Origin of the sequence: Anaerospora sp. (genome assembly GCF_032013335.1) — a bacterium.
Taxonomy (GTDB): domain Bacteria; phylum Bacillota; class Negativicutes; order Sporomusales; family DSM-15969; genus Anaerospora.
Window position 1 is genome coordinate 126,929 of record NZ_DALZUO010000003.1, and the last position, 20,739, is coordinate 147,667.

Consider the following 20,739-nt stretch of genomic DNA (forward strand, 5'->3'; position numbering starts at 1 on the left):
AGGGCAGCCTAAGTGATTGCAATTATTGATTATGGCAGAGGAAATTTATATAGTGTACAAAAAGCGTTTGCCAAATTGGGCGCCCAATCAGTCATAACAAGCGATGCCGGTCAAATCGCGGCTGCCGATAAAGTCGTTTTGCCAGGAGTCGGTGCTTTTGGCGACTGCATGAACAATCTGCGCAGCTATGGCCTGGAAGCGGTTATACATCAGGTAGTGGACAGGGGAACGCCTTTTCTGGGTATTTGCCTTGGATTGCAGCTTTTATTTGACGGCAGTGAGGAAGACCTTGGTGTCGCCGGTCTTGGCATTATCCCCGGAATGGTCCGGAAGATCGAGACAAATGGACTCAAAATCCCTCACATGGGATGGAATAGCCTCGCCTATAAGGCAGCAAGTCCTTTGTTTGCAGACTTACCAGACAATCCGTATGTGTATTTTGTCCATAGCTTTCATGCCGTACCGGCGAACGAACAGGTGATTACGGCCGTAACTGCCTATGGACAGGAGGTAACAGCGGCAGTTGGCTGCGCTAATGTGCAGGCTGTTCAGTTTCACCCGGAAAAATCAAGCGCAGTAGGAATGCAGATGCTGAAAAACTGGCTGGGCCAATAGGAGAGGTAGTATGATCATTTTTCCCGCAATTGATATACGGGGCGGCAAATGTGTCCGCCTGACCGAAGGCCGCTTTGACCAGGAAACGGTTTTTGCCGATAATCCCGTTGACATGGCAGTGCGCTGGCAGGCTGAAGGAGGAGAATTCCTCCATGTGGTGGATCTTGATGGTGCGCTGGCAGGCAAGCCGGTTAACCTGGGCGTTATTGCAGAGATTGTAAAGACAGTGACTATGCCGGTGCAGCTGGGCGGCGGTATTCGCACACTGGCTACAATAGATGAAATATTAGCGGCAGGCGTCAGCCGGGTAATCTTAGGCTCAGTGGCGGTAAAAGATCCCGGTCTGGTTAAAGAGGCCTGCCGGATATATGGCGACAAAATCGTTGTCGGGATTGACGCCCGCGATGGTCAGGCAGCCGTTGAAGGCTGGGGAATTACCGGCGGAATTAGTGCCGAAGAGTTAGCGAAGCGCATGGCTGCTGCCGGTGTGCAGCGCATTATTTATACGGATATTTCCCGGGACGGCACCTTAAGCGGTGTGAATGCATCAGCTACAGCCGCTTTGGCTAGGGCTGCGCAGATTCCGGTCATTGCCTCCGGCGGCGTTGGCGGCATACAAGATATTGAAGAGCTCATGAAAGCCGGTCCGGATATTGAAGGGGTCATTGTCGGCAAAGCCCTGTATACAGGGGCGCTTACCTTAGCGCAGGCACTAAGCTCTGCCCGGGGAGAGGTGAAATAATATGCATACCAAACGCATTATACCCTGCCTGGATGTGAAAGACGGACGGGTAGTAAAAGGCACGAACTTTGTCAGCCTGCGCGATGCCGGTGACCCGGTGGAGCTGGCCATGCTGTATGATGGCGAAATAGCCGATGAACTGGTTTTCCTGGATATTACCGCTTCTTCTGATGAGCGCAATACCATGGTAGAAGTAGTGGAACGGACAGCTGCTGAGGTTTTTATTCCCTTCACAGTGGGCGGCGGCATCCGGACGGTAGAGGATATCCGGCGTATGCTGCAGGCAGGTGCCGATAAAGTATCGCTCAATACGGCTGCCGTGAAAAATCGTGAATTACTGGCAGAAGGAGCCCGCTGCTTTGGCCGCCAGTGCATCGTTCTCGCTGTAGACGCCAGGCGGACGGAACCTGATAAATGGGAAGTCTATATTAACGGGGGACGTACCCCTACCGGTATGGATGTGCTGGATTGGGTCAAAGAGGCAACCGCACTTGGTGCCGGTGAAATTCTGTTAACCAGCATGGACAAAGACGGCACAAAAGACGGATACGATATCCCTCTCACCCGGGCGGTGGCTGAGGCTGTTGATGTACCGGTGATTGCTTCAGGCGGAGCGGGAGAACTGGAGCATTTTTATGATGTTCTTACAGAAGGTAAGGCAGATGCGGTGCTCGCTGCATCGGTATTTCACTTCAGGCAGTTTTCTGTACGGCAAGTGAAAGAATATCTGCGGTCACGCGGAGTGGAGGTGCGATTATGATCAATATAGAACAACTGAAATTCGATGATAAGGGATTGATTCCCGCCATTATACAGGACAGCACATCCGGTAAGGTGTTGATGTTGGCCTACATGAACAGAGAAGCCCTTACAAAAACAGTGCAAAGCGGTGTGACCTGGTTTTACAGCCGCAGTCGCAGCAGCCTGTGGCAAAAGGGGGAAACCTCCGGTAATGTGCAAAAGGTACAGGACATTCGCTATGACTGCGATGGTGATACATTGCTGGTGAGCGTGGAGCAAACCGGTGCGGCCTGTCATGAAGGAACACTTTCCTGCTTTAGCCGGACACTCGGCGGAGAAAAAGACGGGGAGCAGCTATTTGATCCCGCCAAAGTATATGGGAGTGCGGCAACGGTGCTGCAGGAATTGTATCATGTAATTGCCGACCGCAAGGCTAATCCGCAGGAAGGCTCCTATACGACTTATCTCTTTACCAAAGGCCAGGATAAGATCCTGAAAAAAGTAGGTGAGGAAGCAGCGGAAACGCTGATTGGGTCAAAGAATAACGACAAGAATGAAATACTGTACGAAATGGCGGACCTGTGGTACCACTGCCTGGTGCTGCTGGCTTATCATAATATTACCCCAGCTGAACTGCTGGCCGAGCTGCACAAGCGGCGCAAATAGACATAATAAAAAAGGTCGTTCCTGCAAGGGAACGACCTTTTGAATATTCAGATTATATGATTTTGGATTGCGAAACTATGCTACAATAAGCATACAGGCTGCTCGGGGGACGGTTAGCCCCTTCCTGGCAAGGAAGGGGGTGGTAGGATGACTGTATTTGAAGCATTGTCAATTGCTGTTGCATTTGCCACGCTTATGGTATTGGTCACGACCAACAGAAAATAGCCGCCCCTCCCCAAGGTGTACGGCTATTTCTGAATAGTTTGTAACATATGGGCTAACCGTTTCCCGGTTAGACAACCTGTAGAGGCTGGCGTGTTAGAGCACGTCAGTCCTTTTCTTATATTATACCTCAATGCAGCAAAAATATGCAACTGACTATCGAAATGACTGGCTGGGACAATGAACCTGTCCCCATGTCCCAAATAGCTATTTGAAGATTCAAATGATTGACCTGGAAAAATATGTTATAATGAGTATGCAGGCTATTGGGACGGTTAGCCCCTTCCTTTAAAAGGGAAAGGGGTGGTGGGAATGACTGTTTTTGAAGCATTGACATTTGCTGTTGCATTTGCCACGCTCATGGTAATGGTCATGATCCAAAAGAAATAACCGCCTTGCAAGGTTGCGGTTATTTCTTAAGTAGTGGATAATTTGGGCTAACTATTCCTGTCTAGACAGCCTGTGGGCTGGTGTGCGACGACACGCCAGCCCTTTTTTATATTATATTCATTGCCGCAAAAATATGCAATTAGTCTTAGAAATCGTATGTAGCTGCAGGCGAAGAATAAATTAAAAAGCAGCAGGTAAAAGGGGAGAATATGGCGAAAAATGCCTGTATTAATGATTGAAATAGTATGTCAGGAGAGTAAAATGGAAAAAATCAGGGTATTAGTAGTAGATGATTCACCCTTTAGTCAGAAAGTCATGAAAGGCGCACTAGAAGCTTCTGGCTTTGAGGTATGCGGTTTTGCTCAAACCGGGCGGGAAGGGATTGCACAATACCGTGAACTGCAGCCCGATGCGGTTACGATGGATGTTACAATGCCGGATATGGATGGTTTGGTCTGCAGCCGTGAAATTCTGGCGAAATGGCCTGGTGCGCATATTGTTATGGTTAGTGCGATGAAGGATGAAGCACTGATTGCACAGGGAAGCGCTATCGGTATTCAGGCTTTTCTGCAGAAACCGGCGAAAGCTGATGAGCTTGCCAGCGTCTTGCGGCAGGTATGTAATGTTCCACAAGTGGAAGAACAGTTTCACGAACAGTACATAAAACCATTTCAAGCAGCCTTTGAAGAGACTTTAGTAGAATTGCTTCAGACCCAATCTCCTGTAACCGTTTTGCCTGTTATCAGTGGTGCATTTGTTTCACAGGGACTTGCGATTGTGCTGGGAGTTACTGGCGGGTATCAGGGACGGGCAATCCTCGACTTGAGCCAGGCGACAGCCAAGGCTCTGGCCGAGCATTTATGCAAGGGAACGATAGACGATCAGGAAGACGTACTGCACTGTGTTGCCGAGTTTGCCAATATTATTGGCGGACATGGTGTATCGCGGATAAATCATCTTTTTCCTAAGCTTGACTTACGCTTGACACCTCCCAGTATCTTATTTGGCGAAGCAATCAGTATTGTTAATCCAAAGCTGAAATCATACGTAATCCATGCAGAAACTATTTTGGGACCAATATCCTTCAGTGTTGGTTTTGTGGGAGGCAACTAACTTGGATGCAAATTTAATCAACCCTTTCGTCGATGCCATCACCCAAGTTTTACCTCAGGTTGGTGTGCAGGCGATTGGCCGTGGCAAGATAAGCGCTAAAGAACAATTTGTTGAAAGCAAAGGAGTTACGATTCTTGTTGGCATGTCTAAACAGGTACGTGGCAACATAGCTTATAATATGACCGAGCAAGCGGCTTGCAGTATTGCTTCTACTATGATGATGGGAATGCCGGTCGACAGCTTCGATGATATGGCACAGAGTGCTTTGTCAGAGCTTGCCAATATGGTGACGGCCAATGCAGCAATCCTGTTTAGTCAGCAGGGGCTTGAAGTGGATATATCCACTCCCAGTATGGTTATCGGCCACGATTTTAAGGCAAAACTTAGCAGTGCAAAGTTCATTGCCCTGGAACTGCAGGTAGATTCTGAGATTTTGGAAGTTAACATTGGTGTGGAAAAAGGATAACTTATGGCGAAAAAAAACAGTAACAAAACAATATGGTTGTTAGCGGCGCTGGTGAGTGTTGCTATGGTTCTGTATTGGTTGGCTCCTGGCAATGAAAAGCCGCGGTCACCTCAGCAGCCGCAAACTCAGACACAGGAAAAGTTTAAGACAGAAAAATCGGGAGCAACAACGGCAGCGGATTTTACTGAAACAGCCTGGAAAGTACACAGTCTGGTTGATGAAGCTTTTGTAACAGGTAAAGCAAAGATTAAAGCACAACAGGAGCAAAAGCGGGAAGTACCCCGTCAGGGAGTAGAGGGCACGATTCGCTGGCATGCCCGCCAGACCCTTATTACCATACCCGCCGGGAGCAGCACCGATAAATTTAAAGACTTGATGGTGAAGACACTGAGTCAGACCGGACAGGTATTAGGCTCTGCACCTGATCAGTACCAGGGAACAAATGTACTCCGTTTTGATGTTGGGTTCCGGGATCGGTTAGAAGGCGATCCTGTCACCATGATCACTGACCGGATTTATGTCACAAAGGAACAGGCAATGCCCGAGCGCAAGCCTCAGGTTGCCGGTGGGGGAAGCGGCAAACTGGCTATTGTACTGGATGATTTTGGCTATAACTACGATCCGATTGACGCCCTGGCAGCTATTGACCGGCCGCTAACCTTCGCAATACTGCCTTATCATCCTTTTTCGCAGATCGCTGCATCAAAAGCGTTGGCTTCTAATCACCAGGTCATGCTGCATTTGCCAATGGAACCGATGTCGACAACGGAGCAGCAGGAAAAAACAGCCATTACTGTTGGGATGAGCGACAGCGAAATTCAGCAGATTGTCACAAGTGCTCTGCAAAATATTCCTGGCTTGATTGGTGTAAATAATCACCAGGGATCAAAAGCAACTGCCGACAAGCGAGTAATGCGCAATGTTTTAACGGTACTGAAGACCAAGAACCTATTCTTTATTGACAGCCGTACCAATGGACAATCGGTAGCAGCGCAAACTGCCCGGGAAATGAATATTCCCACAAGTGAGAATGAGCTGTTCTTGGATAACAATAATGATGTAGAGGCAATTAAGCAGCAGCTTCGCACCGCCGGTCAAATCGCACTGCGTGACGGTACCGCTTTGGTTATCGGTCATGCCCGCCCCAATACGGCGATTGCTCTCAGAGAAATGATTCCTGAGCTTGAAGCTGATGGAGTGCGGCTGATTTTCGCATCGGATCTGGTTAAATAATAAGTACCTTGTCAGTTCTAAAACGGTTGGATAATGGCGAGGCTATTTTTCACAAACCTAGGCGGAGAAGGGAGGCATACTGGGAGTATGCTGACTGACGACAACGCAGGAGTGTGGTAAATAGACCGTCAGTATTCACTGGACTAGAGCTGATAAGGTACTCGGGGAGGCGGCTCGCTATGCGAGGAGTATTTGATATCGTCGGACCGGTAATGATCGGCCCATCCAGTTCTCATACAGCAGGAGCAGCGCGGTTGGGGAAAATGGCCCGGATCATCCTGGGAGAAACACCGATTGAAGCCATTATTGAATTGCATGGGTCCTTTGCCCAGACGTACCGTGGTCATGGTACAGACAAAGCACTGGTAGCTGGGTTAATGGGATTTTCAACGGAAGATGAACGGATCAGGCAGGCCATTGATATTGCACCTGAACATGGACTGAAAGTGGACTTTGCCATTGTTGATTTAGGCGATGCTCATCCTAACACGGCTGTATTGTACGTTACTGGTGCTTCCGGTCGGAAGGTTAGGGTAGTAGGCGCTTCCGTCGGTGGCGGCAATATCATCATCACGGAGATTGATGGCTATCCTGTGGAACTGACAGGTGAATACAATACGCTCCTTACCATTCATCAGGATAAACCGGGTATTATTTCGCTTGTAACTCATGCCTTGTCTCAGGAAGGTGTGAATATCGCCTTTATGCGGGTTTCCCGTCAGGAAAGAGGGGCCCAGGCTTTGATGATTATAGAAGCAGATCAGATTATATCAGAGGAGGCGCTCCGGTTAGTCAAGGGGATCGGGGCGGTAAAAGTGGCGCTCATCGTTCCGCCTATTTAGACGACAGGGAGGACTACTATGATCCGTTTTACACGTATTCGCGACTTAGTAGCATTGGCTGGGGAAAAGCAGGTGCCTATTTCTGCAATCGTTGAACAATATGAGATAGAACGAAGTCAGCGTCCGGCAGAGGAAATTCACCGTACCATGCTGGACAATCTACAGGTTATGCGCGAAGCCGTAGCTTCGGGCCTGACCGGCACGGAAAAATCGGCAAGCGGGCTGGTGGGCGGCGATGCCAACCGGTTGCTGAACCGGATGGAAAAAGGCTGTACGCTGGGCAGCGGCGCGATGAACCGGGCGGCAGCTTATGCACTGGCAGTGAATGAAGTGAATGCCGCCATGGGGCGCATTGTTGCCTGTCCGACAGCCGGGTCTTGTGGAATTGTTCCCGGTGTTATTCTGGCTGTGGCAGAGAGCCTGAACTGCAGTGATGAACAACTGGTGGCAGCTTTGTTTACTTCTGCCGGTATTGGAATTATCATTGCTGAAAATGCATCAATATCGGGAGCAAAAGGCGGCTGCCAGGCCGAATGCGGCTCTGCAGCAGCAATGGCTGCAGGAGCGGTGGTTGAAATGGCTGGCGGTACGCCTATGCAGGTAAGCCATGCACTGGCACTTGCGCTCAAAAGTACCCTGGGGGTTGTCTGTGACCCGGTTGCAGGTCTGGTAGAAGTACCCTGTGTCAAGCGCAATGCCTTTGGTGCGGTACAGGCATTACTGGCGGCCGATATGGCGCTGTCCGACATAACCAGTGTCATCCCTGCTGATGAAGTAATTGATGCTATGCATCAAATTGGTTTGCTTATACCGAAATCCCTCAGGGAAACCTCTGAGGCGGGCTTGGCAAAAACGCCGACTGCGCTGCAAATTGAGAAAAGGCTGCACGGCAAAGAATAAAAAAAGGGCAATCATTCATAGAACGCTAGGAATGATTGCCCTTTAAATTTTGTGTCAGTGGATTCCCCGTTGTAGTTGGGACAGTGGAGTAAATGCTTAGTTAATCAATATCAGTTTGGCAGGTGTTAGCTGGCGATCCGGCGAAGTTCCTGTAATACACAAAAATACACGAGTGATCACGCCCGTCTCAGAAAGGAACACACGAATGGAACATGTTACTCTTGAAATGGCTGCCTTCTTAGTAGGCACTGGTTTTATTGCTGCTTTTATTGATTCGGTGGTAGGCGGAGGAGGCTTGATTTCCCTGCCGGCACTCTTATTTACCGGGCTGCCGCCAACGTTCGCGCTGGGGACTAATAAGCTGGCAAGTACGCTGTGCAGCGTAACGAGCATGGCTTCTTTTATCCGGTCAGGCAAAGTGGATTTGCAGCTTGTGAAGTATTTATTTCCTGTATCCTTTGCAGGTGCCGCTCTGGGGGCGTACGTAGTTCGCTTGCTGCCCCCGGATTTCTTAAAGCCGCTTGTTGCTATCCTGCTGGTGGTTGTCGCTGTTTATACTCTCTTTAAAAAAGAATGGGGCCACGAGTCAACCTATCAGGGAATGAACAAACGGGTTGCGGTACTTAGTGGTATCAGCGCCTTTACGCTGGGTTTTTATGATGGCTTCTTTGGTCCCGGTACAGGCTCATTTCTCATTTTTGCCTTTTTGTTTATTGGTTTTGATTTTGTACAGTCTGCCGGAAATTCTAAGGTACTTAACTTTGCAAGTAATATTGCAGCTTTGCTGATGTTTGGGTTTATGAATTCCATCAACTATCACTACGGCTTGTTAATGGGAGCAGGCATGTTTGTAGGAGCGCTGGTAGGATCACGGGTTGCCATTAGGCAAGGGGCGGCTTATGTGAGACCTCTGTTTATTGCTGTTACTACCTTGCTGATCAGTAAACAAGTGTGGGATATTTTTCATTAATACTTCTTGTGCGAATAGAAAAAGATGCCTTGCTCGGACAATGAGCAAGACATCTTTTTTGAAATTTAGAAGTGCTGTCGGTAAGTCATTTTGAGCACACCGTAAATGCGTACCTTTTCTTTAGAAATTTTGCGTCTTTTATGCCTGGGATTATCAGGCACAAGCTCAACATACTGATCATCGAGATGATACACATATTTCAAAGTAGCATAGTCATCGGTATCATCAATAATGCCTACGGCACAAATCTGACCGCTGTCACAATAGCCTTGCTTATGGATCAGGGCTTTATCACCGTCAAAAATTCTTGCGCCTTCCATGCTGTCGCCAAAAATTTCAAGAATAAAGAATTCCTCAGGATGGCTGTTCAGCCATGACCGGGGGATGTCCTCATAGCCGGTAAAGCTTTCCATGGCAAGGGCCGGGCAGCCTGCCGGGATGCGGCCAAGGACGGGGACACTGTAAAAAGTCGGTCTGTCATCGGCATTGGCAGGAGTGTTACTGGCAGGTGGGGCCTCTTCTACTCCAAACAAGCGGCTGATCGGTATGTTGAACAGCCTGGCAAGCGTGGGAATAAGCGACGTATCAGGCATTGCCTTGCCTGACTCCCATTTGGCAACAGCCTGCTGGGTAACGCCGATGATTTTGCTTAACTCTTCCTGAGTGAGTCCTTTTTTTATCCGTTCTGTTCTAATGATATCTGCTACCATTTCTATCACCTACTTGTATCTATATTACAACTAGTTGTTGTGAAAAGGAAGAAGAACAACTAAATTTCGTGGAAACAATTGACAAACAACACGAAGTTGTACTAGTATAAAGATGGACAACTTAGAGTTGTTGAAGGGGTGAGGAAATGAGGACAAGGCTGATCCGGTTTCGCGGAGAACGGTCACAGGAGGAAATGGGAAGGCAATATGGTGTATCTCAGCAGGCCTGGAGTTACTGGGAGCGAGGGGTTAAGAATCCATCGCCGATGATTATGAAAAGAATCGAGGATGATTCGGGTGTGCCGATGGAAGTGCTGTTTCCTGATATTTTTAACAACCTTAAGTTGTAATGCTAACAGAAGGGGCTTTGCGATCAATTTAAACTTATTTTTAGTATGAGTTGTCTAAAAATTCTTATATTGTTAGCAATGGCTGGCATATCCATTGGCCATGCACCGGGCAATTACTATGAAATTCCTCGTTAATGCCGGGTTGGCTGTGAATCCAGACAGGCAGCACTTGAGCATAAGCAGCAGGATGAGATTAAATAATCAGCAAAAAAACGGTCTGCTATTAGCAGATCGCTTTTTATTAATGGAATGTAGAATATAGTAAAAATAACGAAAATTAAGATTACATAAATAAAAAAGAAAATAAAAAATATTGACAAAACAAATAAAAGCAGGCATTATTTTACATATAGACAAAACAAATGAAAACTTAATAAATGGTACAGGTGCCCGCTAGTGTCTTGACAAAGTTGTGAATTAGAATTAGACAGTGTAGATTTTTTTGCAATGCAAGGCGGAGGAGTCCGCGCATATCGGGAATATGTAAGGCGACGACAACGCAGCAGTGCGAAAAAAGATACGCTGGCTAAGCTAAGATTTAACTTGGTCAAGACACAAGGGCTTAATAGGGAAGTCCGGTTAAAGGCCGGCGCGGTCCCGCCACTGTAATGAGGAGCAACTCCATGATATGCCACTGGGACAAGCGTCTTGGGAAGGTTTGGAGAAGCAATGACTCAGAGTCAGGAGAACTGCCTGTAGAACAATCACCGTAGTACGGTACTAACTCTAGTACAGTACGTAACCTGCGAGAGATGGGGAGGGGATTATCGGAGTAGTCTATACCATAGGCTTACTACAGTGTGCTTTTTTGCTGAAGAGAGCTTTTAAAATGGGTTTCTCCTATAGTCAACACCTACATTTTGGGTTGGAGGTTGATGATAGGAGAGATCCATTTTTTATTTGTTAATTTACGGTTCCGGCTTTACGTATGCAATCAAAACGATATTTAGTGAAAGTCGGTGAATACAGTGGCTTATTGCCGCAAACATGGCGTTTTTTATCTTTTGTTGCTTTTGCCGTTGGTCTTGCAGCCTTGTTTTGCACAGGCTGCTCCGGCAAGTGCTGAGCCCCCTGCTGGCGTTACCGAGCAAGTACGACCGGCTGTAACGGCTCCAGTAGTAGAGACTTCACCTGATAATGAAGCAGAAATGTCAGGACTGTATCCGTTAGTGGTGCAGCTTAACTATTTGAAGGTAGATCAAGCCAGGCCCCTCTTGAGTGCGCTAGTGCCGGAGGAGAATATCAAAGCTGATCCGGTAAGAAATGTTCTGGTCATTATGGGCAGCCCGGACGTATATGATCAGGTCAAATACTTGCTTACTAAAATTGATACACCGCCGAAGCAAGTAATGTTTGAAGTACAGATTATCGAAATTAACCGGGATGATTTAACGAAACTGGGAATTGACTGGGATTCCGTAACGTATTTGCCTTCAGCCCCGCTGTATGATAATTCGGCATTTCGTATCGGACACGGTAAATATGGCGCCAATATCCAGGGAATCATTAATCGCTTAATTGAACACAAAAAGGGAAGATTGCTGGCAAGTCCGCGAATTGCCACCCTGGACGGAGTAACGGCAAAAATTCTCATCGGAGATAAACTGGCAGTGGAGACCTCACAGCCTACCTCCGGGAGTACGCCGATTATTTCTGTTATCTATGTAGAGGTCGGCATCAAGCTGGAAGTGACTCCCACGGTAAATAAGGATGGTTTTATTACTACTCTTATACAGCCGGAAGTTAGCAATAAGACAGATACTACGAAAAATAACAATCCGAATATCCGTACCCGTCAGGCTAATGCAACACTCAGGGTTAAAAGCGGCTCAACCATCGTGCTAGGCGGACTTATCCAGCGGCAGGAAACCAGCGATACCTTTAAAGTCCCATTACTGGGCGATCTCCCTATCGTTAGGGGATTCTTCCGCTCAACAACCAAACAAACGACAGAAACTGAGCTGGTTATTATGCTGACTCCGAAAATAATGGACACTGAGCTTTGAGGAGGAGAGGATGAAGAAATGGGCTTGCCTGATTACCGTCTTATTTGTAATGTTTTTGAAGGTACCAGCAGTTGCTGCAGCGCCTGCAGAGCAGCTTGCTGCACAGTGGGCTCCCGTCCTCTACCTGGCAGACCAAAGTGATGGGATGGCTGCACCACAGAATGTGTTTACCACCGTTAATTTTGACCTGGACTGGCGGCTGAACAACAACTGGTACAACTTGCGTTTTTATCCCTTGGAAAAAGCGATGTATTATTCGGTAGTGGAATGTGAAACCCATTATCTCATCGGCTATTACCAGTACTATCCGAGATATGCCGGCGGCGGCGGTCACGAGCATGACATGACCGGCATACTGGCAGCCATCAAAAAAAACGGCGATGGCGCTGATCAGTTGGATATGCTGGTGACATACAGTAATCACCGGTGGCAAAACTGGGATGGAAATAAACTTCGGGTGGAAAACGGACATCCTCTCCTACAGGTAAAAGGAGAAACCCATGAGATAAATGCCTGTGTGAAAAATAGAACACTTTTACAGACAAGCAGCATTTATGCGCTAGGAGCAGGTAATCAATTGAAGGTGCACACCGGATACCGCTTAATCCCGTTAGAACAGCTATGGGAACAGCGACAGGACATCGGTCAGGGACGGATATTTGCCCGCTGGGGCTACTTCGACAGCTACAACGCAGTCAAAGTTGCGGCACCCTGGGGCTGGAATTACCGGGAATTTAACTGGCTGGCTAACCCCGGTGAAATGATCCAGTGCTTCAGGGGAAGACACGTTACAACCTGTAATTATCTTAATAATCCTTATCAGGTTAATGCCATAGAATAACAACTGCATATTGCTGGTATAGGTGCCCATATGGGCTTAATAGGGAAGTCCGGTGAAAGGCCGGTGCGGTCCCGCCACTGTAATGAGGAGCAGCTCCAAGATATGCCACTGGGATTCGTCCTGGGAAGGTTTGGAGCAGCAATGAATCAGAGCCAGGAGAACTGCCTATACAACAATCACCGTAGTACGGTACTAACTCTAGTACAGTACGTAACCTGCGAGCGATGGGGAGGGGATTATGTGGGCACTCTGTTTTATAGACTGTCTCAATGTCATTATTGAGACTGACTAAGGAAAATGGATTTCTCAGATAGTCAGGCTTCCTTCTAGCGGGAGGTTTGACTAGCTGAGAAATCCATTTTTTATTTAACCAATTCAATTTGACATAGCGCGGAAACAGCTACGGTACAGGCGCCCATAGTACCTTGTCAGGTCTAAAACGGTAGGATGATGGCGGAAAACAGACCATTAGGATTCACTGGATTAGATCTGACGAGGTACTAGAGGCTTAAAAGGGAAGCCGGTGAAAGACCGGTGCGGTCTCGCCACTGTAATGAGGAGCAGCTTCATATTATGCCACTGGGCTTAAAGCCTGGGAAGGTTTGGAGTAAGCAATGAATCAGAGCCAGGACAACTGCCTGTACGGACAATCTTCGTTTGACCTGCGAGTGACAGGCAGAGGATTCGAATATTTGAAGGGATGAGGAGGGAAACAGAGGCTGTAGTTAAGTAAGTTGGTTAAGACGAAAGAGGAGAGATTTTGAAGTGAAGCAACACAGATTGAAGAGAAAAGCCCTGGTAATAAGTATTGCCTGTGCCTTGGCACTGACCTGGACACCTGATTTTGGCAGCAGCGTATATGCTGCAGAAGCTGGCGGCGAGCATTCACAGGAAACGAAGGAAACTGTGAATGCAGACGGCAAAGCGGAGCAGGAATACTCGCTGGAGTCCATCACGGTAGAGGCCAAGCGCCCGGACTGGGAGTCCAAGCTGTCACCGGGTACGGTGACGATTATCCGACCTGATGATTATAAAGGTGAGCAGAAGACGCTGCCTGAGCTATTGAAAGATGTGCCTGGTGTGCATGTCCGTGAAGTGAACGGCAAGGGACAGTATACCACCGTCAGCGTCCGGGGTAGTACGGCAGCTCAGGTTGGCGTATTTGTCGACGGAGTGTTGTTTAACCTGGGTGGTGACGCAGCTGCCGATATTTCAACGATTCCGGTGAAAAACGTAGAGCGAATTGAAGTATATCGCGGCTATATCCCAGCCCGCTTCGGTGGTACATATATCGGTGGTGTCATTAACATCGTCACGAAACGGCCAACTCAGTCCAATGTATCTGCATCAGTGGGACAAAGCTCCTGGGGCGGCTACACCGGCAGTTTGCAGGTCGATTCACCGCTGGGGAAAGGTAGCTTGATGGTTGGTATCAACCGAGATCAGAGCGATGGCGATTTCCGGTATAAGAACTTTCAAGTGCCTTCTCGGTATAATGACATAATGCAAGAGTATGAGAAACTTCCGGTCACCAAACTTCAATACTATAACCTTCAAGTGAGTTCGTTAAATATTAATTTAGGTATACCTTTCACTTGGGACTCTTTCACATCGTTAGAAGAGGTTCAGCAAGCAACAACACCGGGAAGCGCATTTTATAGCGGGTTAAAGAGTGCGGGGATAGCTGCTGGATATAGTGCTGAAGATATGGAATTTGTGTTGTCTTCACCTGAGTGGTTTGGCTATGATCCTGAATTTCAAAAAAAGTGGTGGGACGAAAAAATGACGGGAAATCCTGGAGTAACAGATGAGGATCGTTACCGTCGCAATAATGATTATAAAAATACCGATGCCATTATTAAGTGGCAGGATGATCATTGGGTAGCAAAAGCTACCTGGAAAAAAATCGACAGGCATCTGCCCGAGGGGTTGTGGGCAGGGAATGGGGGGTACGGAAACAGCAATACCTATGTAGATCTGGATGATTCTAGTTCTTTAGGCCCGCGGCGGCAGGAACTTACTGCCAAGGAACTGTTAGTAGGCCGCCGGGATACGGTTGGTAAAATGGAATGGGGCTGGTCGGTGAACTATCTGGATCAGAATAAGGATTACCGCAACGAGAGATATGATCCTGTAAAACATGAGAATGACTACTATTTCAAGCATCCGCTCCGTATTTGGAGCAGTTACGATTCCCGCAGAGTCGGCGGCGCCATTGACGGCAGCTATGAGGCCGGCAACGGCCATCTATTAGAATTCATGGCTAACTTGTCTAAGGAAAAAATGGACATTGACGGCTCGGGTATAACCAATTTCGTAGATGGTGAAATTGACTGGCGCCGGCGTTTTCGCAACTATTTTGAACAGACATTATTCAATATTCAATTGCAGGATACCATTACCTTAAATAAAGCGGAGGACCTTTGGTTTACGCCAAGCGTGCGTTATAATTCTTCAACAGTGTTAGGCCGCAGTACGCGGCTGATAACTGAGCATAACAACCATATATGGTTCAATCAGGAAGATGAGCAGCAAGACAGCAAAGTTACCTGGCAAGCGGCTTTGAAGAAAAAAGTCAGCGATAAACTTACCTTACGCTCTACAGTTGGGTCCTATTATCGTCTGCTTAACCTCTATGAAATTGCCGGTGACGGCGCCGGTATTATGCCCAGGCCGATATATGATAAGGATTTCAAGGCTGGATTAATCTCTGCTTTCCCATTGCCGGAAGAAGGTACACAGTGGGATGTGAGCGCCATCTGGGATGATCGTATCCTAGGAGCTGATGGCAATATCCAATTGACCTATTTCGGGCGGAAATCAGAAAACCTGCTGCAACTGTACCGTTTCGGTTATGATTATTGGTCTTACAGCAATGCTGCCAGAGGGCGGGTAAACGGGGCTGAGCTGCAGACCAAGCTTAGTTGGGACAAGTGGGATATGAACCTGGCCACAACGTATACGCATCTTAATGCGCAACGAAAATACAATAATCCGACAGGGACGGGGGAGACCTATTATGATATGCCAGCGACATATCTCCCCGAATGGGAAGGCTCTATGCGCCTGACCTACCGTCCTGATCAAAAGACGTCTGTTTTTACCGAACTCAAGTATATGGATAAAATGTTTGTAAGTGAAAGCTTTGAGTGGAAGCAGAAACCCCTGACTACAGTCGGGTTAGGCGTAAAACACAAATTTACTAACGATCTGCAAGTGGCGGTGGGCGTAAACGATCTGTTTAACAAAGGCCCGGAACTGCGGCTGGTGAAAACAGGCTTAGACAACGATGGAAATCCCCTTCCCCCCGATTGGCCGTCATCAATTACCTATCCGTTAAATACCGATCATCCGACTCAGGGGCGTACTTATTATGTGACCATGCAGTATAAGTATTAGAGGCAGTCGGCAGCAGCAAAGGAGGTGATGCCCCATACTTCAGGCAGGCAAGAACAGTCTGGCAGGAAGGGCGTGATGGCAGAAATCATACTGGTATCCCAGAATTTTTCAGGCAAGCAAAATTTTAAAAGAGAGAGGGAATGAATCATGAAAATGAAATTCGGTTTTCTCAAAAGGGTTGTTGTAGCAGCCTTGACTTTGAGTGTGCTTGGCAGCTCGGCAGCGCTGGCTGCTACGGATAATTTATTCGGTTACACGGTTGTTGATGCCGGTTATTCGCAAGGCCTGGCCGGTGTCATCAACGGCGACCGAACCGCTGCACCTACTACCTTTACGTCCAGCACTAAAGTCACAGGTTTAAACAGTGATCCGGCGCTGTTCAACTTCTTCCAGGGCACTGAAAGCCGCCTGGTATTGCGTCAGTATAATGTAGCCAATCCTGCAAACCTGATAGCAAATAAAATCCTTGACCCGGTTGCTTCCACATGGACGTCTCTGGCAACGCCGACCTGGGATGCTGTACGCAACCTGCATGCGGTAGCCACCAAGGGTAATTACTTATATGCTACCGGCTATGATTTAGCCAAAATCGCGGTAGTTAATATGAACAGCAGTTATGCCCAAACAACCAGCTATCAGTTCCCGACAGCCTGGACGAGCATTCCCACATCAGTCGTACCAGCCGGTGCCTCAGTTCACGGTGAAGGCTTAACTGTTGTCGGCAATAATTTGTATGCACTGTTTACTGTCAATCCGAGCGGCAGCTATTCGGTGTACTCTGACAGCGTTGTCGTGAAATTCAGTATTAACAGCATTAGCGGTGCTTTGAACTATGTTAATTATATAACCGTCGGCAAAAACGCCTTCACCCTTGACCATTACAACAACAAACTCTACGTCTGCGGCCTGGGCGGCACGCAGAATGCCGGCAGTGCCAATGCCGACACCCGTATGGATATCATAGATTTGACCAGCTTCACTAAAACTACTGTTACCAAGACCTCTTCCATGACTGGCGATTTCCGCGATATTACTATCGTTGATGCCAATAATGCCTATGTATTCCTCGGCAATTATGATGCATCATTTGCCAATATGGTCGGCGGCGTATACCGCACCACCGTGGCTAATCTTGCTTCGCCTTCGCTTTGGACCAAGGTTAGTGACGTAAACTCAGCCGGCTATCTCTGGGGCATCTATGCTGACAGCAACCGCTTCTGGTTTGTCAAAGGCAACCAGATCGACATCTACCCCGGCTTGCCTACCAGCACCTCCGATACAGCTGCTAAAACCTTCACTCCTACCCAATTGGGCTACAGCGGCGGCAACCTGAACTCGGCAATTATTCTTGCTCCGGATCAAACTACAGCTTTCGCTGCCAGGAGCAATTCCGGCGTGGCTAAATCCTTCGCAGCTCACTCCATCCTGGCACAGCAAGCGCGCAAAGCTGCTGAACAAGCCAAAACTGGCCTGAAAATTGTAAACGGCCAAAGAATCCTGAGCTTCGATAAATAAGCTTACTCTCAAAAGGCCTGGACGCAACCTCGTCCAGGCCTTTTTTTGTGCTGCAGGCAGAAAAGGGAAATTGCAGAATTTGGCGAATAAAGTAGATTCATAGAATTGGTGAATTTTACCTAGTGCCTTGTCAGGTCTAAAACGGTAGAAGAATGGCGAGGCTATTTTCTGCAAAACAAGGCGGAGGAGGGAGGCATACCGGACGTATGCTGACTGACGACAACGAAGGGTTGCACAAAACAGACCGTCAGTATTCACTGGATTAGATCTGACGAGGTACTATGAACGGGAAATAGCTTTGTAAGTACAAGGAGGTACTGTAAGGTTATGCGCTATTGTATTTTTTGCGGTGTGAAAATCCCCCTGGATGCAAAGTTCTGCCAGAACTGCGGGAAAGAGCTGCCCGAATCATCCGGTGCAAATGCCCCTGAAGTTACTGCCGATGAGACAACTGATCCGGCCACAGGCGTGCTTGCATCACCAAAAGCCAAAATTATGGTAGGTGTGGGCGTATTTGTGGTCATGATCGCGGTATTTACAGGAACGATGATTCTGGTAAATGCAAAGTAAAAAGGCAGGAGGGGTAGTATGTATTGTCCTAAGTGTGGGCAGCAACTCAATGCTGATGGCAGCTTTTGTGCTTTTTGCGGCAAGGATGTTGCCTATCTGATTGCAAAGCAGGCGGCGGCAACTGTTTCAGAGGAGCAGGAGAGCGCTCCGGTAAAAAAGCAGCCTAAGCTGACTATGCAGAAGCAGGTTTATTGCAATTCTTGTGGTACAGGTGTATTTAGCAAAGATAATTTCTGCTACCAATGCGGGAAAAGAGCGCAGAAGGCCTATTATAACCAGGACAGGCAGCGCAAGTGGCTGATAGCCGGTGCCTGTTTGACCGTCTTTTGTCTCTCGGCATTTTTTGTTTTTCGATATAACCAGTAATGAGCAGCAAAAAGGCTGTACAATCCATCGATATTATGGATTGTACAGCCTTTTTGCTGCTTGCGAGGGAGGTTATTGTTTGAAGCTGCGAGGCATATATTTTCATACAGTCTGGTACTGTGCCTTTACCCACTAGAAAAGGGAGGATGATTATGGCTAATATTGACTTTGAGAAGTTAATAAAACAGGACCGGCAAGAGCGCAAGCAGCCTCATTTTTCAGGGACATTGCTGGACTATCTGGAGATCGTGAAGGATAATCCCAAACTTGCCATGCTGTCCCATCAACGGATGTATGAGTTATTGACCAGGGCCGGGGTGGAAGTAATCAAAACAGAGGAGCAGGCCCGCCTGAAGCGCATTTACGGCAACGATACTATTAAACGGTATAACTTTTTCAAGCAGGATTTCTATGGCATTGATAAAACCATCATGAAAATCATGCGCTACTTTCACTCGGCAGCCATGAAGGGGGAAGAAGCGCGGCAGGTCATCTACCTGGTCGGCCCGGTAGGGGCAGGTAAGTCTTCCTTAATGGAAGCTTTGAAACGGGCCTTGGAAATGAGTCCGCCCATTTACTCCATTCAGGATTGCCCTATGCGGGAGGAACCGCTGCATTTAATCCCTAAGCATATGCGTCCTGAGTTTGAAAAGCTGCTGGGAATCCGGATCGAAGGGGATCTATGCCCTGTCTGCCGTTACCGGCTCAAAAATGAATACAACGGTGAATTTGAGCGGTATCCGGTGACGACTACCGAATTCTCTATACGCTCCCGCAAAGGGATTGGCGTAGTGCCGCCGGTTGATCCTAATAATCAGGACACCTCGGTACTGGTCGGGTCCGTGGATATTTCTAAAATGGATCTTTACTCCGAAGATGACCCCCGGGTGCTGTCTTTAAATGGCGCTTTTAATGTAGGTAATCGCGGGATAGTGGAGTTTATTGAAGTCTTCAAAAATGATGTTGAGTATTTGCATACCATGATAACAGCTACCCAGGAAAAGTCGATTCCTTCACCGGGAAAGGGCTCGATGATTTACTTTGACGGCATTATTCTGGCTCATTCCAATGAGGCAGAGTGGAATAAATTCAAGTCTGATCATACGAATGAGGCTATTTTGGATCGCATCGTAAAAGTGGAAGTTCCCTATTGCCTGGAGCTGGATGAGGAGGTCAAGATTTATCAAAAGGTCCTTCGCAATAGCTCTTTCGATGCTCATATAGCTCCTCATACCATTGAAATGGCTTCTATGTTTGCCATCCTTACCCGGTTAAGCGCTTCAACGAAAGTAGATGCGCTCACCAAGCTGAAGATCTATAACGGCGAAGAAATTGTGGAACAAGGCTCTACCAAGAAGGTAGATGTCTTTGAGCTGCGGGAGGAAACACCTCGCGAGGGGATGACAGGCATCTCGACCCGTTTTATTATGAAAGCAATTGATACGGCCTTGTCCGAATCGGAGAATAACTGCATTAATCCGATTGCCATTGCCGATACGCTGGTAAAAGCGACTAAGGAACTGGCTATTCCTGATGATGAAAAGAAACGGTACCTCAATTTCCTGCAGGATGCCATTAAGAAAGAATACCATAAGGTCGTGGAAAAAGAGATTACCCGTGCCTTCATTCATGGGTATAAGGAACAGGCTGAGAGTCTGTTTAACAATTATCTCGATCATTCTGAAGCTTATGTGAATGCAACTAAGATCAAGGATAAGAGTACCGGCGAGGAACTGGAACCAGACATTAAATTCCTCCAGTCCATTGAAGAGCAGATCGGCATTACCGGCACTGCTGCCCGCGGTTTCCGGCAGGATGTTACCGCCTACATGTTTTCGCTGCTGCGCAATGGCGGCACAATCGAATACAGCAGCTATGAACCCTTGAAGGAAGCAATTGAAAAGAAGCTGACTTCATCGGTGAAAGAGCTGTCACGGGTCATTACCAAGGCGCGCGTGCGGGATAAAGAACAGGCTACCAAGTACAATGCTATGGTTGATGAAATGAAGCGCAACGGCTATTGCGACCACTGCTGCAATGTTATTTTGAAATATGCCGCGAATAACCTGTGGAAGGACTAGA

At 47.7% G+C, this 20,739-nt stretch carries 19 protein-coding genes and 3 riboswitches; of the genes, 18 read left to right on the forward strand and 1 reads right to left on the reverse strand.

Going from position 1 to position 20,739, the window contains the following annotated elements; all coding sequences use genetic code 11:
- Positions 1-12: 12 nt before the first annotated feature.
- The 10 genes from hisH (at position 13) to RTR76_RS04245 (ending at position 8,900) form a co-directional block, all read left to right on the forward strand.
- The gene (gene hisH, locus RTR76_RS04200; protein WP_312517017.1) at positions 13-615 is read left to right on the forward strand and encodes an imidazole glycerol phosphate synthase subunit HisH; all 603 of its coding nucleotides are present in this window, start codon (positions 13-15) and stop codon (positions 613-615) included.
- 10 nt (positions 616-625) lie between these two features.
- Positions 626-1,357 (forward strand): 1-(5-phosphoribosyl)-5-[(5-phosphoribosylamino)methylideneamino]imidazole-4-carboxamide isomerase, encoded by a 732-nt coding sequence (hisA, locus tag RTR76_RS04205; RefSeq protein ID WP_312517019.1) that lies wholly within the window; start codon positions 626-628, stop codon positions 1,355-1,357.
- A gap of 1 nt (position 1,358) precedes the next feature.
- On the forward strand, positions 1,359-2,117 hold the full coding sequence (gene hisF, locus RTR76_RS04210; RefSeq protein WP_312517021.1) for an imidazole glycerol phosphate synthase subunit HisF: 759 nt from the start codon (positions 1,359-1,361) through the stop codon (positions 2,115-2,117).
- Complete coding sequence (hisIE, locus tag RTR76_RS04215) at positions 2,114-2,764, forward strand: bifunctional phosphoribosyl-AMP cyclohydrolase/phosphoribosyl-ATP diphosphatase HisIE (protein ID WP_312517024.1); 651 nt, start codon at positions 2,114-2,116, stop codon at positions 2,762-2,764. The genes hisF and hisIE overlap by 4 nt, the downstream gene beginning before the upstream one ends.
- A gap of 873 nt (positions 2,765-3,637) precedes the next feature.
- The gene (locus tag RTR76_RS04220; RefSeq protein ID WP_312517026.1) at positions 3,638-4,489 is read left to right on the forward strand and encodes a response regulator; all 852 of its coding nucleotides are present in this window, start codon (positions 3,638-3,640) and stop codon (positions 4,487-4,489) included.
- A 1-nt stretch (position 4,490) separates the two neighbouring features.
- Entirely contained in the window at positions 4,491-4,955 is a 465-nt protein-coding gene (locus tag RTR76_RS04225) for a chemotaxis protein CheX (protein WP_312517028.1), read from the forward strand.
- 3 nt (positions 4,956-4,958) lie between these two features.
- Complete coding sequence (locus tag RTR76_RS04230) at positions 4,959-6,188, forward strand: divergent polysaccharide deacetylase family protein (protein WP_312517030.1); 1,230 nt, start codon at positions 4,959-4,961, stop codon at positions 6,186-6,188.
- Between the two features lie 179 nt (positions 6,189-6,367).
- Positions 6,368-7,030, forward strand: a complete 663-nt coding sequence (gene sdaAB, locus RTR76_RS04235) for an L-serine ammonia-lyase, iron-sulfur-dependent subunit beta (RefSeq protein ID WP_312517032.1) — start codon at positions 6,368-6,370, stop codon at positions 7,028-7,030.
- 18 nt (positions 7,031-7,048) lie between these two features.
- Positions 7,049-7,930, forward strand: a complete 882-nt coding sequence (gene sdaAA, locus RTR76_RS04240) for an L-serine ammonia-lyase, iron-sulfur-dependent, subunit alpha (RefSeq protein ID WP_312517034.1) — start codon at positions 7,049-7,051, stop codon at positions 7,928-7,930.
- Between the two features lie 205 nt (positions 7,931-8,135).
- The gene (locus tag RTR76_RS04245; protein ID WP_312517036.1) at positions 8,136-8,900 is read left to right on the forward strand and encodes a TSUP family transporter; all 765 of its coding nucleotides are present in this window, start codon (positions 8,136-8,138) and stop codon (positions 8,898-8,900) included.
- 65 nt (positions 8,901-8,965) lie between these two features.
- Here the strand turns inward: RTR76_RS04245 and RTR76_RS04250 are convergent, their stop codons facing one another.
- Positions 8,966-9,610 (reverse strand): S24 family peptidase, encoded by a 645-nt coding sequence (locus RTR76_RS04250; protein ID WP_312517038.1) that lies wholly within the window; start codon positions 9,608-9,610, stop codon positions 8,966-8,968.
- Between the two features lie 146 nt (positions 9,611-9,756).
- Here RTR76_RS04250 and RTR76_RS04255 point away from each other — a divergent pair, with 146 nt between their 5' ends.
- The 8 genes from RTR76_RS04255 to RTR76_RS04290 all read left to right on the forward strand — a co-directional run bounded on the left by RTR76_RS04255 (position 9,757) and on the right by RTR76_RS04290 (position 20,738).
- On the forward strand, positions 9,757-9,960 hold the full coding sequence (locus tag RTR76_RS04255; RefSeq protein WP_312517040.1) for a helix-turn-helix transcriptional regulator: 204 nt from the start codon (positions 9,757-9,759) through the stop codon (positions 9,958-9,960).
- A 527-nt stretch (positions 9,961-10,487) separates the two neighbouring features.
- A riboswitch (cobalamin riboswitch) is annotated at positions 10,488-10,672 on the forward strand.
- A 247-nt stretch (positions 10,673-10,919) separates the two neighbouring features.
- Positions 10,920-11,966, forward strand: coding sequence for a secretin N-terminal domain-containing protein (locus RTR76_RS04260; protein WP_312517042.1), 1,047 nt, complete (start codon positions 10,920-10,922; stop codon positions 11,964-11,966).
- A gap of 10 nt (positions 11,967-11,976) precedes the next feature.
- Positions 11,977-12,807, forward strand: coding sequence for a hypothetical protein (locus RTR76_RS04265; protein ID WP_312517044.1), 831 nt, complete (start codon positions 11,977-11,979; stop codon positions 12,805-12,807).
- A gap of 3 nt (positions 12,808-12,810) precedes the next feature.
- A riboswitch (cobalamin riboswitch) is annotated at positions 12,811-12,991 on the forward strand.
- Between the two features lie 294 nt (positions 12,992-13,285).
- Positions 13,286-13,464, forward strand: a riboswitch (cobalamin riboswitch).
- Between the two features lie 108 nt (positions 13,465-13,572).
- Positions 13,573-16,206, forward strand: a complete 2,634-nt coding sequence (locus RTR76_RS04270) for a TonB-dependent receptor (protein WP_396144202.1) — start codon at positions 13,573-13,575, stop codon at positions 16,204-16,206.
- A gap of 147 nt (positions 16,207-16,353) precedes the next feature.
- A complete protein-coding gene (locus RTR76_RS04275; protein ID WP_312517046.1) occupies positions 16,354-17,721 on the forward strand; it encodes a hypothetical protein in 1,368 nt (455 codons plus the stop codon).
- A 327-nt stretch (positions 17,722-18,048) separates the two neighbouring features.
- A complete protein-coding gene (locus tag RTR76_RS04280; protein ID WP_312517048.1) occupies positions 18,049-18,291 on the forward strand; it encodes a zinc ribbon domain-containing protein in 243 nt (80 codons plus the stop codon).
- 18 nt (positions 18,292-18,309) lie between these two features.
- Positions 18,310-18,657, forward strand: coding sequence for a double zinc ribbon domain-containing protein (locus tag RTR76_RS04285; protein WP_312517050.1), 348 nt, complete (start codon positions 18,310-18,312; stop codon positions 18,655-18,657).
- Between the two features lie 152 nt (positions 18,658-18,809).
- Complete coding sequence (locus RTR76_RS04290; RefSeq protein ID WP_312517052.1) at positions 18,810-20,738, forward strand: PrkA family serine protein kinase; 1,929 nt, start codon at positions 18,810-18,812, stop codon at positions 20,736-20,738.
- The last annotated feature ends 1 nt before the right edge of the window (position 20,739 follow it).

Excerpts from the sequence above, each read along its gene's own strand:
- hisA (WP_312517019.1), top strand. The coding sequence starts at position 626 with ATGATCATTTTTCCCGCAATTGATATACGGGGCGGCAAATGTGTCCGC.
- hisF (WP_312517021.1), top strand. The coding sequence starts at position 1,359 with ATGCATACCAAACGCATTATACCCTGCCTGGATGTGAAAGACGGACGG.
- hisIE (WP_312517024.1), top strand. The coding sequence starts at position 2,114 with ATGATCAATATAGAACAACTGAAATTCGATGATAAGGGATTGATTCCC.
- RTR76_RS04220 (WP_312517026.1), top strand. The coding sequence starts at position 3,638 with ATGGAAAAAATCAGGGTATTAGTAGTAGATGATTCACCCTTTAGTCAG.
- RTR76_RS04230 (WP_312517030.1), top strand. The coding sequence starts at position 4,959 with ATGGCGAAAAAAAACAGTAACAAAACAATATGGTTGTTAGCGGCGCTG.
- sdaAB (WP_312517032.1), top strand. The coding sequence starts at position 6,368 with ATGCGAGGAGTATTTGATATCGTCGGACCGGTAATGATCGGCCCATCC.
- sdaAA (WP_312517034.1), top strand. The coding sequence starts at position 7,049 with ATGATCCGTTTTACACGTATTCGCGACTTAGTAGCATTGGCTGGGGAA.
- RTR76_RS04245 (WP_312517036.1), top strand. The coding sequence starts at position 8,136 with ATGGAACATGTTACTCTTGAAATGGCTGCCTTCTTAGTAGGCACTGGT.
- RTR76_RS04250 (WP_312517038.1), bottom strand. The coding sequence starts at position 9,610 with ATGGTAGCAGATATCATTAGAACAGAACGGATAAAAAAAGGACTCACT.
- RTR76_RS04255 (WP_312517040.1), top strand. The coding sequence starts at position 9,757 with ATGAGGACAAGGCTGATCCGGTTTCGCGGAGAACGGTCACAGGAGGAA.
- RTR76_RS04265 (WP_312517044.1), top strand. The coding sequence starts at position 11,977 with ATGAAGAAATGGGCTTGCCTGATTACCGTCTTATTTGTAATGTTTTTG.
- RTR76_RS04275 (WP_312517046.1), top strand. The coding sequence starts at position 16,354 with ATGAAAATGAAATTCGGTTTTCTCAAAAGGGTTGTTGTAGCAGCCTTG.
- RTR76_RS04280 (WP_312517048.1), top strand. The coding sequence starts at position 18,049 with ATGCGCTATTGTATTTTTTGCGGTGTGAAAATCCCCCTGGATGCAAAG.
- RTR76_RS04285 (WP_312517050.1), top strand. The coding sequence starts at position 18,310 with ATGTATTGTCCTAAGTGTGGGCAGCAACTCAATGCTGATGGCAGCTTT.
- RTR76_RS04290 (WP_312517052.1), top strand. The coding sequence starts at position 18,810 with ATGGCTAATATTGACTTTGAGAAGTTAATAAAACAGGACCGGCAAGAG.